The organism is Accumulibacter sp. (genome assembly GCF_016789985.1).
Lineage (GTDB): Bacteria > Pseudomonadota > Gammaproteobacteria > Burkholderiales > Rhodocyclaceae > Accumulibacter.
In genome coordinates, this window is sequence record NZ_JAEUOL010000135.1 from 1 (window position 1) to 9,639 (window position 9,639).

9 protein-coding genes are annotated in these 9,639 nt (G+C 66.1%); 1 reads left to right on the top strand and 8 read right to left on the bottom strand.

Annotated features, from left to right (window positions below; all coding sequences use genetic code 11):
- Nucleotides 1–328: 328 nt before the first annotated feature.
- The 6 genes from JNK99_RS07645 to JNK99_RS07670 all read right to left on the bottom strand — a co-directional run bounded on the left by JNK99_RS07645 (nucleotide 329) and on the right by JNK99_RS07670 (nucleotide 5,339).
- Nucleotides 329–1,285 (bottom strand): D-2-hydroxyacid dehydrogenase, encoded by a 957-nt coding sequence (locus JNK99_RS07645; RefSeq protein WP_291850946.1) that lies wholly within the window; start codon nucleotides 1,283–1,285, stop codon nucleotides 329–331.
- 3 nt (nucleotides 1,286–1,288) lie between these two features.
- A complete protein-coding gene (locus tag JNK99_RS07650) occupies nucleotides 1,289–1,993 on the bottom strand; it encodes an aldehyde dehydrogenase family protein (protein ID WP_291850949.1) in 705 nt (234 codons plus the stop codon).
- A gap of 253 nt (nucleotides 1,994–2,246) precedes the next feature.
- Entirely contained in the window at nucleotides 2,247–3,173 is a 927-nt protein-coding gene (gene xerC / locus JNK99_RS07655) for a tyrosine recombinase XerC (RefSeq protein ID WP_291850951.1), read from the bottom strand.
- 157 nt (nucleotides 3,174–3,330) lie between these two features.
- Nucleotides 3,331–3,984: a DUF484 family protein gene (locus JNK99_RS07660; protein WP_291850953.1), complete on the bottom strand. Its 654-nt coding sequence runs from the start codon at nucleotides 3,982–3,984 to the stop codon at nucleotides 3,331–3,333.
- Entirely contained in the window at nucleotides 3,981–4,811 is an 831-nt protein-coding gene (gene dapF / locus JNK99_RS07665; RefSeq protein ID WP_291850955.1) for a diaminopimelate epimerase, read from the bottom strand. Before dapF ends, JNK99_RS07660 begins: the two co-directional genes overlap by 4 nt.
- Nucleotides 4,812–4,817: 6 nt before the next feature.
- Complete coding sequence (locus JNK99_RS07670) at nucleotides 4,818–5,339, bottom strand: GNAT family N-acetyltransferase (RefSeq protein WP_291850957.1); 522 nt, start codon at nucleotides 5,337–5,339, stop codon at nucleotides 4,818–4,820.
- Between the two features lie 247 nt (nucleotides 5,340–5,586).
- Here JNK99_RS07670 and JNK99_RS07675 point away from each other — a divergent pair, with 247 nt between their 5' ends.
- On the top strand, nucleotides 5,587–6,777 hold the full coding sequence (locus JNK99_RS07675) for a cation diffusion facilitator family transporter (RefSeq protein ID WP_291850959.1): 1,191 nt from the start codon (nucleotides 5,587–5,589) through the stop codon (nucleotides 6,775–6,777).
- Nucleotides 6,778–6,952: 175 nt separating this feature from the next.
- On the opposite strand, the gene JNK99_RS07680 is transcribed toward JNK99_RS07675, so the two are convergent.
- Both JNK99_RS07680 and JNK99_RS07685 read right to left on the bottom strand, forming a co-directional pair.
- Nucleotides 6,953–8,449, bottom strand: coding sequence for an NADH-quinone oxidoreductase subunit M (locus JNK99_RS07680; RefSeq protein WP_291850961.1), 1,497 nt, complete (start codon nucleotides 8,447–8,449; stop codon nucleotides 6,953–6,955).
- Nucleotides 8,442–9,639, bottom strand: a 1,198-nt coding sequence (locus JNK99_RS07685) for a proton-conducting transporter membrane subunit (protein WP_291850965.1), incomplete at its 5' end; no start/stop codon positions are given. The genes JNK99_RS07685 and JNK99_RS07680, both read right to left, overlap by 8 nt.

The window sequence follows — 9,639 nt, forward strand, 5'->3', positions numbered from 1 at the left end:
CCGTCGCTGAAACTCTGGCAGCGAGCGCGGGAACGGCCAATCGCCTCTGTCAAGCACGTCGATAACCATGGTCGCCCCAGATTGGCGCAGATGCTCCACATCCTACCGGTAGTGCGTCTGGGAGACAACCGGATAAGCACGCTTCATCGTTCGCCCATCAAAGAAACGTCAAGGGTACGTCACCTTCGGAAGACGAAACTTCGGGGGAAGCTCAGCACCTGGCGAGCATCGAAAACGCCATCCCGAAGGCGCGGAGGATGGTGGAAAACCGCACAAAAAGCAACGCTGGCCAGGCTGGCCCTCCTGCTCGCCGTGCGCCCCGTCGAATTCAGGCGACCCGGTTTTGCGGCTCGCCGCGCGCGAAGGCTTCGAGGTTGACGATGAGCTGATCGGCGAGGGTCTGCATCGCCGGCTGGCTGGCCCAGGCGACGTGCGGCGTCAGCAGAAAATTCGGTAGCGCCAGCAAGTCGGGCGCCAGCAGGACATTGCCCTCGCTCGGGGGCTCGACGGTCAGCACATCAAAGCCCGCACCGGCGATCCAGCCCTGCCGCAGGGCACTGACCAAGGCCGCCTCGTCCACCAGACCACCGCGCGCCGTATTGATCAGCAGGGCCGACGGCTTCATCGCGTGCAACTCGGCTGCGCCGATCAGATTCCTGGTTTCAGGAGTCAAGGGGCAGTGCAGGGAAACCGCATCGGCCGAGCGCAGCGCCTGTGCGAACGGAGTGTAACCCGGGCGCAATTGCGCCGCGCCCTTGCGTTCGCTGCGCAGCACGCACATGCCGAAGGCCTCGGCCAGCCGCGCGACGCCGCCACCCAGACTGCCGCTACCGACGATCGCCAGCGTTGCGCCGTGCAGGTCGCGGATCGGGTAATCGAAGCAACAGAACTGCTGCGCTGCCTGCCACTTGCCGGCAGCGACCGCCTGTCGATAGGCCGGCAGATTGCGCGACAGCGCCAGCAGCAGCGCGAAGACGTGCTCGGGAACCGTCCGGACAGCGTAGCCGCGGATGTTGGAAACGGCGATGCCGCGCGCCCGGCAGGCGTCGAGGTCGACGTTGTTGGTTCCCGTGGCGGCAACGGCGACCATCTGCAATGCTGGCAGTGTGGCGATCAGTTCAGCGTCGATCCGCAGCTTGTTGACGATGGTGATCGTTGCCCCGGCCAGCCGCTTGCCGACCTGCGCCTGCACGGTCTGCGCATGCTCCACCCAGTGATGCGGGAAATCCGGCCGGCGAAGCTGGGCGATGATCGAATCCCGTTCGAGATGGACGATGCGGTGCATGCTTCAGTCCACGAAAGGCTTGCCGTGCCGGGTGGCGATCACGGCAACCCGGGCGGCCAGCAGCGGGTCGCCGGCAAACAGCAGCAACTTGACCTCGGCGCTGGCACAAAGTCCGTCGATCGCCGCCAGATCACCGTGCAGCACGTTGCATACACCATCCGGAAAACCACACTGCGCAGTCAGTTCGGCCAGCGCCACCGCCACCGACGGGGCTTGCGGACTTGGCTTGATGACCAGCGTGGCGCCCGCCCGCAGGGCTGGGACGGCGCGCTGCAACAGGCCGAGCAAGGGGGTGCGATCGTCGCAGACAAGGCCGACGACGACGCTGCCAGCGCTTGCCTCGGCACTGTCCGCCGCGCCCCGCAGAACCTGCAGCGCCGCGGCCACTTCGGCCGCGGCCGAAGTGGCCGGCTGACCGGTCTCCTCGGCGATCAGGTCGGCAAAGTGCGCTGCATAACCGGCCAGCGCGTCGGCCAGCACCACCAGCCGCGCCGCCCGTTCGGCGAGTGGCCAGGCAACCCAGCCCGGCAGGGCGCTGGCGGCGGCCTCGACGGCGACCCGTGCCTGGCTGGCGCCACACAGGGGCGTACGGCGGACGAGGTGGCCACTGCGCGGCGCGCAGACATCGAAGAAGGCCGGCGCCATGGTCAGAAAGGCATGGCCGTTGATCCACAGCGGAACCGCCAGGATGTCGTCGGTTTCGGTCATTACGCTCCTTGGAACAAAATCAGGCCACACCGGCTGGTGACGCAGGACACGGCGCACCGACCGGCGTAGGGCGCGCCCGCCGCAGGCCGGCCAGTCAACGAGCGGCGAATGGTAGCCCTCCCCGGCGCAAAACGGAAGCTTGGCGGGCAAGCACGCGGCGCGGCGCAAGGCGCGCTCCCCGCCCGTCCTGCCCGGTCTGGCCAGCGGGCATCCGGACCTTCGGACCTTCGGCTCAGCTCTTCGCCCGAAGGACCTACTCCGGCTTGCGCCTGGCGCGCGGGTGTGCCTGGTCGTACACCGCAGCCAGATGCTGGAAGTCGAGATGGGTATAGACCTGCGTCGAAGCGATGCTGGCATGCCCGAGCATTTCCTGCACGGCACGCAGATCGCCCGAGGACTGCAGCACGTGCGAGGCGAACGAATGGCGCAACATGTGTGGATGCACCCGCTGCGGCAGACCCTGCAGCAGACCACGACGGCGCAGGCGTAGCTGGATCATGCGCACCCCGAGACGGCTACCGCGCTGGCTGACGAAGAGCGCCACTTCGTCAGCGGCCGCCAGTCTGCCGCGCTGCTCCACCCAGGCCGCAACGGCCTCCCGCGCCTTGCTGCCGACCGGGACGATGCGCAGCTTGTTGCGTTTGCCGAGCACCCTCACCTCGCCGGCCAGCAGGTCCTCGAGACAGGCGAGGTCGAGCGCGGCGAGTTCGGCGAGGCGCAATCCGGACGAGTAGAACAGCTCGAACATCGCCTGATCGCGCACCTGCAGCAGGTTTTCGCTCTCCGCGGCGAGCAGCCGACTCGCTTCGTCCGGCGACAGCACTTTCGGCAGCGCCTTCGGGCTCCGCGGCGGCCGCACGCCAGCGACCGGATTGTGCGTCGTCTCGCTGTGCCGGCCAAGCCAGCGATAGAAGCCGCGCCACGCGGAAAGGGTGCGCCCGAGCGAGCGGCCACCGAGGCCACGCGTGTGCAACTGCGCGACGAAGCGGCGTATGTGATGTGTCTGAACGCCGGCAAAGCCGTCATCGTCCGACAGCTCGCCGGGCAATTCGCCAAGCAGGCCGCAGAGCTGCTCGAGATCGTGCCGGTAATTCCGCACCGTATGTGCCGACAGGCGCCGCTGCCGGGCGAGCTCGTCGAGGTAGGCGCCGATGCTGGCGAGGCGCCCGCGGCTGCTCATCCGGCCAGCCCGGACGGCACCGTCTCACCCGAAGTCAACGTCAGGCGGGTCGATGCGGCACAGCGCAAAAACGGTGCGGGCGGAGCGCAAACGCCACACGCAGCGCGGCAGGCGCCCGGTAACCCGCTGGGAGTCTCGCCGGACACGCGGCGCGACCTCAAACGAGAACGCGCGCGAGGGCTGCCGAAGCCATCTCGCCGAGCCGCTCGAGGTGGATCGTGCCCATTGCGGCGTAGAAACGTTCGGGATCTTCGCTGCCGAGCGCGATCATGCCCATCGTGCCGCCTCCGTTGCGCATGGCGATCAGCCCCTGCGAGCGCACATGGGTCGCCGCCTCACCGAACCAGGAAGAGGTCTCGAAACCGCTGGTCGATCCACAGTAGGGCTGCGTCAGCGTTTCGGCGAACGCCTGCAGTTGCTGGCTGACATCGGTGAACTCCGGCAGCTCCTCGCGCCCTTCCGGGTGGCGCCACAGACGCACGGCGACATGCGGCACGGCAAAGTCGTCGCGCAGGTGGAAGTTGAGCGTGTGCAGCACCGACTGAAAGCTCCTGGCAGCGATCATTCCCACCGCCAGGCGGTGCATCTTTTCGCTGATCGCATCGTTCTCCTCGCCGAACTGCAGCAACTCGCCCATCTTGCCTTCGAGCTGCCGGTTCTTGTCGCGCAACGCCAGCATCTGGCGTTCGGTGATCGAAATCGTTCGCCCGCCATGCGGATGCGGCACCACCAGATTGGCGACCAGATCCGCGTGCTGTTCGAAAAACTGTGGATTTTCCTGCAGATAGCGCGCAACTTCTTCCGCTCTCATAACTCGATCTCTCCCTTGAAGACAGTGACTGCGGGGCCGGTCATGAGAACCGGAGCAGCCGCGCCACGCCAGGCAACGCTCAGTTCGCCACCCCGTGTTGCGACACGAACCGGCGAAACGAGCAGGCCGCGCGCGATGCCGGCGACCACGGCGGCACAGGCGCCGCTGCCGCAGGCCAGCGTTTCGCCCACACCCCGTTCAAAAACCCGCAAGCGAATCGCCTGCCGGTCGACCACCTGCATGAAACCCGCGTTGACGCGCTGCGGGAAGCGCGGGTGCGCCTCGATCAGCGGACCCTGCCGCTCGACCGGCGCGGTATCCACGTCGCCGACCACTTGAACGGCGTGGGGATTTCCCATACCGACGGCGGTAATCGTGATCGCCTCGTCGGCCACCTGCAGTACCTGCAGCAAATCGTCGGCGTCACTGACAAACGGAACCCGTGCCGGGTCGAAAGTCGGCACACCCATGTCGACGGTCACCGAACCGTCATCCTCGAGGCGTGGCACGATCACGCCACGCATGGTTTCGACGCGGATCTCGCGCTTGGCGGTCAGGCCCTCCTGCTGCACGAAACGGGCGAAGCAGCGTGCCCCGTTGCCGCACTGTTCGACCTCGCCGCCATCGGCATTGAAGATGCGATAGCGAAAATCGACTCCCGCCTGGTGCGTCGGCTCGACGAGCAGCACCTGGTCGCAGCCAACACCGAAATGCCGATCGGCCAGCAGGCGCACCTGCGCCCGACTCAGCTTGATCGACTGGCGAACGCCATCGAGCACGACGAAGTCGTTGCCCAGGCCATGCATCTTGACGAAAGTCAGCTTCATACGGGTTCAGGATTGTGCAGCCGGCGCGCGCAGTGACCTGGCCATTATAAAGTCGTCCATGACGAAGCCCTGCCCGATATCGACGCAGACCGACTCGCGGACGGCGAAGCCCTGCTTGCGGTAGGCTGCGATGGCCCGTTCGTTGCGCTTGTTGACCGCCAGAATCAGCGTTCGGCAGCCGCTCGCCCGGGCATGCTCTTCCACCCGGGCGATCAGCCGGCCGCCGATGCCCGTGCGCTGCCGTTGCGGATCCACGTACAGCTTGTCGAGTTTCATTTCACTCCCCGCCGGGGCCAGCAGACAGGAAGAAAAACCCGCCAGCCGACCGTCGATCGTCGCCTGGTCCCACCAGACGCCGGGCATCGCCAGTTCCTCGAACAGGCGCTGCGGGCTGTAGCGCTGGCCGAGCATGTAGTCGATCTGCTCCTGACTGATGATCCCGGAATAGGTACATTGCCAGACTTGGCGTGCCAGCGCGATGAGCGACCCGACCGTGGTGCGGGTGACCGGGGTGATGACGATATCCATGACGGCTCCGGATGAATGGGGCTGCCTGCACAGGCGGCGGGTCAAGGACGGCACATCGCTGCGGCAGCCGCCCAAGTCGAAGGGCGAGATTGTACCGGAGCGCCAACCACCCGTCTTAAGCTTGCCTTAACGTCTATCGACGAAAATCCGCGCCTGCCGCTCGACCACCCCGCCCCCGGCAACCTTGGGGTGTGCGGGGTATCGTCGTTGTAGAATGAAAATACAGCCTAAAAAAACAGAGGGAGCCATGAACAGCCAAGACGACGTGCCTGACGTTTCCTACGACGACCCGGAGCGGCACGCCATGACGCAACGGGTCACCTGGATCAGCGTCCTGGTGAATATCCTGCTCACCGGCGCCCAGATCGTCGCCGGCATCATCGCCCATTCGCAGGGCCTGATCGCCGACGGACTGCACTCGCTTTCCGACCTCGTCTGCGACTTCCTGGTCCTTTTCGCTGCCCATCACAGCAAGGACCCGGCCGACGAAAGCCACCCCTATGGCCATGGCCGCATCGAGACGGCGGCATCCTTTGCCCTCGGAGCGATTCTGGCGGCGACCGGCGCCGGCATCATCTGGAGCGCCGGAGTCAAACTGCAATCCCTGGAAGAGCTGCCGCCGGTCGCGCCGATGGCCCTGTGGACGGCTGGCCTGGCCCTGGTGGCGAAGGAAGGTCTGTTCCGCTACATGCTGCATGTCGGTGAGCGGCTGCGCTCGCCCATGCTGATCGCCAACGCCTGGCATGCGCGCTCCGACGCCGCGTCGTCACTCGTCGTCGCGCTGGGCATCGTCGGCAATCTGATGGGTTACAGCTTCGCCGACTCCGTCGCGGCAGTGATCGTCGGCTTCATGATCGTACGCATGGGCGTGGTCTTCGCCTGGGACGCGCTGCAGGAACTGATCGACACCGGTCTTTCGGTCGAGGAGGTCGATGCCATCCGCCAGGTGATCATCGACACCCCGGGGGTGAGCAACCTGCACGATCTGCGTACCCGACGCATGGCGCATCGCTCGCTGGTCGATGCCCACATCTGCGTCGACCCGAGGATCAGCGTATCGGAAGGTCACCGCATCGCCGAAATGACCCGCAAACGAGTCCTCGAAAGCCGCTCGGCAGTGGCCGACGTCCTCGTCCATGTCGACGTCGAGGACGATCTCGACCATGACAACATCGGTCAGAACCTGCCTGGTCGCGAAGAACTGATGCAACACCTGTCACCCGCCTTCGTCGGTCTGCCACAGCCCGAACGAGTCGTTCTGCACTATCTCGGCGGCCGCTTCGAAGCGGAGATCTTCCTACCCCGGGAGTTCCACCAGGACCGGGACCTGGTCAACAAGATCGAGCACGAGATCGGCAAACGGCTGGCAGGACTGCCACCGCTGAGTTCCCTGACGCTCAACTGTCGCGTCAGCGTCTTTCCTTCCCGGGGTCGCTGAAGCCCGCCCACGAACGGACCATCCGTCACCCGTTGCCGCTTCAGAAAAATGGTCTGGGCAGCAGATGCCGTTGCTCAGACTACCCTGGGGTCGACGAAACCACGAGAATCGGGTTTCCGGCAGAGACCGCGCACAGTTCGACCAATGTCATCGCCGGTGCGACGGACGAAGTCGCCTACAACCCCGCCAGCGCCGCTACCCAGGCCTCGGCGGTCGGCCTGAGCAGATCCAGGATCGGCAGCGGATGGATCCCGACCGTCAGGATCAGCAAGGACGGCGGCAAGAGCACCGCCATCTCGCGCGGCAGCAGGTCCTCGGCGGCGGCCATCGCGGGACGCTTCTCCGGCCCGAAAAACGCCAGCCGGAACGGCGACAGGAAAGCCGCGGTGGCGAGCACCATGCCGAACAGGGCGGCCAGACCGGCACCGGTATGATCGTGCAGCGCGGTGACGATGATCAGCAGCTCGCCGGGAAAACCGCTGGTTCCCGGCAGTCCGATGCCGGCCAATCCGAAGAACAGGAAAAAACCGGACAGCCGCGGCATGCTGTGCAGCGCGCCGCCGAGCTGAGTGATGTCGGTCGAACCGATGCGGCGTTGCAGGAAGGAGAGCACCAGGAAGCCGCCGCCCGCAGCGACGCTGAAATTGAGCAGTTGCAGCAGTGCGCCCTGCAGCCCGTAAACCGAGAACGACGCCAGACCAAGCAGCACCAGCCCGACATGAGCCAGGCTCGAGTACGCCAGCATGCCGCGCAGATTGCTGTGCGTCAGCGCCGCAACTCCGCCGTAGAGGATGGCAACCGTCCCAAAACCGGCCAGCAGCCAGTGCAGATCGCGCGCCGCCAGCGGTGCCAGCGGAATGGCGAAACGAATCAGGCCGTAGGCGCCCAGCTTCAGTCCGACCAGCAGTGCGGTGATCGCCGCCGGCGCGCCCATCGCCATTGACGGCAGCCAGGTATGCAGCGGCACCAGCGGCACCTTGACCCCGAAGCCGAGCAGCAAGAGCAGAAAGATGAGGTATTGGCTTCGTTCCGGCAGTGGCGTGACCAGCAGGGTCGGCAGGTCGAAGACCGGAACGCCGCCCCCTGTGCTGCCGAAAGCCAGCCCGAGCAGTCCGAAAAGCAGCGGCACGCCACCAGCCAGCATGACCAGGAAATAGCGTACTGCCGCACGCTGGCGCGCCGCGCCGAGGCCCCACAGGCTGACCAGAAAATAGAGTGGCAGCAGGGTGAATTCCCAGAAGCAGAAGAACAGGATCGTGTCGAGCGCACAAAAGACACCCAGCGTCGCGGCTTCGAGCAGCAGCAACAGGGCGAAGTACAGCCCCGGAGCAAGTGGCGAGGCCGTCGCGCTGACCCGCCAGCCCGCCACCACGGCGCCACAGAACAGCAGCGCGGTCGCCGGCAGGAAGAGCACGGAAATTCCGTCGATCCCGACCAGATAACGGATGTTCAGGCCGGGGATCCAGGGGGCCGACTCGAGCAGCTGAAATTCGGGGTCACCCGCATCGAAAGCGTAGACGACCAGCAGCGAGCAGAACAGGGTCAGCCCGGCACTGCCCAGGGCGATGCGCTGTGCCCAGGGCGGGCGCCGCAGCAAGGCACTGGCCAGCGCGCCGGCCAGCGGCAGGACGAGCAGAAGGCTCAGCAGGGGCCAGGTGGACGCTTCAGCCATGCGGGAAATACGCCGCCAAGCTCTGCGTTGCGCTATCGGTCAGGCGCAGCCACGGCTCGGGGTAGAAACCGGCGGCGAGCAGGACGAGCAGGGTCGCGCCACCGACGAAATACTCCATCGCGCTGGTCGGCGCGATGCGCGCCGCCGGCAGGTCGCGCGGCCGCGGCGCGAGGAAGGCGCGCTGAAAGGCCCAGAGCAGGAAACCGGCAGCGGCCACGTTGCCCAGCGCGGTGGCGATCGTCGGCAGCGCGCCGAAGGTCTCGATCGAGGCCTCGAGTACCAGATGCACCGCATCGAATCCGGGCGTCCCGGGCATGCCGAGCAGTGCCAGGCCGCCGATCAGGAAAGCGACGGTGATGAAAGGGATGCGATCGAACAGGCCGCCCAGCCGGTCAAGGCTGGTGGTACCGGTGCGGCGATAGACGTAGCCGACCATCAACAGCATCACCGTGATCGCCAGACCGAAGTTGACCGCCAGCAACAAGGCGCCCTGCAATCCTGCCGGGTGCAGGGTGAACAGACCGATGACGATCAGGCTGGTGTGGCTGACGACGGCGAAGGCCATCAAGCGGCGCAGGTTCGCCTGCCGAAAGGCCATCACCGCGGCAAAAAAGACGCCGACCATGGCAAAGGCAACGACGTAGGGCTGCCAGATGATCACCGCTTCGGCGGTCAGCGGCAGCAGAAAACGCGCCATGCCGTAAATACCCACCTTGACGCCGAGCAGCAGTACCGGGCCGACGGCGATCAGCCCGTAGCCGGCCGAGTTGGGCAGCCAGCCATGCAGGGGAAACAGCGGGGTGCGGATGGCCAGGCCGTAAAACAGCAGGTAGAAGGCCGCCGACTGGTACTTGCCGATCTGTGGCGTGCGCAGCAGATCGAAAAGATCGAAGCTCCAGCGACCACCGATCACGTCGGCGTGGCTCCAGGCAAGAACGACCGCCCCGGCGACGAGCAGCGCCCAGCCGAAAACCTGATACTGCAGAAAGCGGGACAGGGCGAGGTTCTCTTCCCTGGCCGAGGCCCAGCGCCAGAGCAGATAGCCGACCACAACCAGCTGCACCGCCGAAGCGCCGGCAAACCACAGGAGGTTCATCGTCGTCAGCATCGTCATCTGCGCGCTCTCGATGATCAGCAGCAGGCTGAGCAGTTGCACCGGCGAGATCTGTTGCCGGGCCATGCCGTAGAAC

Bases quoted from the DNA above. Each gene is read 5' to 3' on its own strand.
- JNK99_RS07645 (WP_291850946.1), bottom strand. From the start codon at position 1,285: ATGCACCGCATCGTCCATCTCGAACGGGATTCGATCATCGCCCAGCTT.
- JNK99_RS07650 (WP_291850949.1), bottom strand. From the start codon at position 1,993: ATGACCGAAACCGACGACATCCTGGCGGTTCCGCTGTGGATCAACGGC.
- xerC (WP_291850951.1), bottom strand. From the start codon at position 3,173: ATGAGCAGCCGCGGGCGCCTCGCCAGCATCGGCGCCTACCTCGACGAG.
- JNK99_RS07660 (WP_291850953.1), bottom strand. From the start codon at position 3,984: ATGAGAGCGGAAGAAGTTGCGCGCTATCTGCAGGAAAATCCACAGTTT.
- dapF (WP_291850955.1), bottom strand. From the start codon at position 4,811: ATGAAGCTGACTTTCGTCAAGATGCATGGCCTGGGCAACGACTTCGTC.
- JNK99_RS07670 (WP_291850957.1), bottom strand. From the start codon at position 5,339: ATGGATATCGTCATCACCCCGGTCACCCGCACCACGGTCGGGTCGCTC.
- JNK99_RS07675 (WP_291850959.1), top strand. From the start codon at position 5,587: ATGAACAGCCAAGACGACGTGCCTGACGTTTCCTACGACGACCCGGAG.
- JNK99_RS07680 (WP_291850961.1), bottom strand. From the start codon at position 8,449: ATGGCTGAAGCGTCCACCTGGCCCCTGCTGAGCCTTCTGCTCGTCCTG.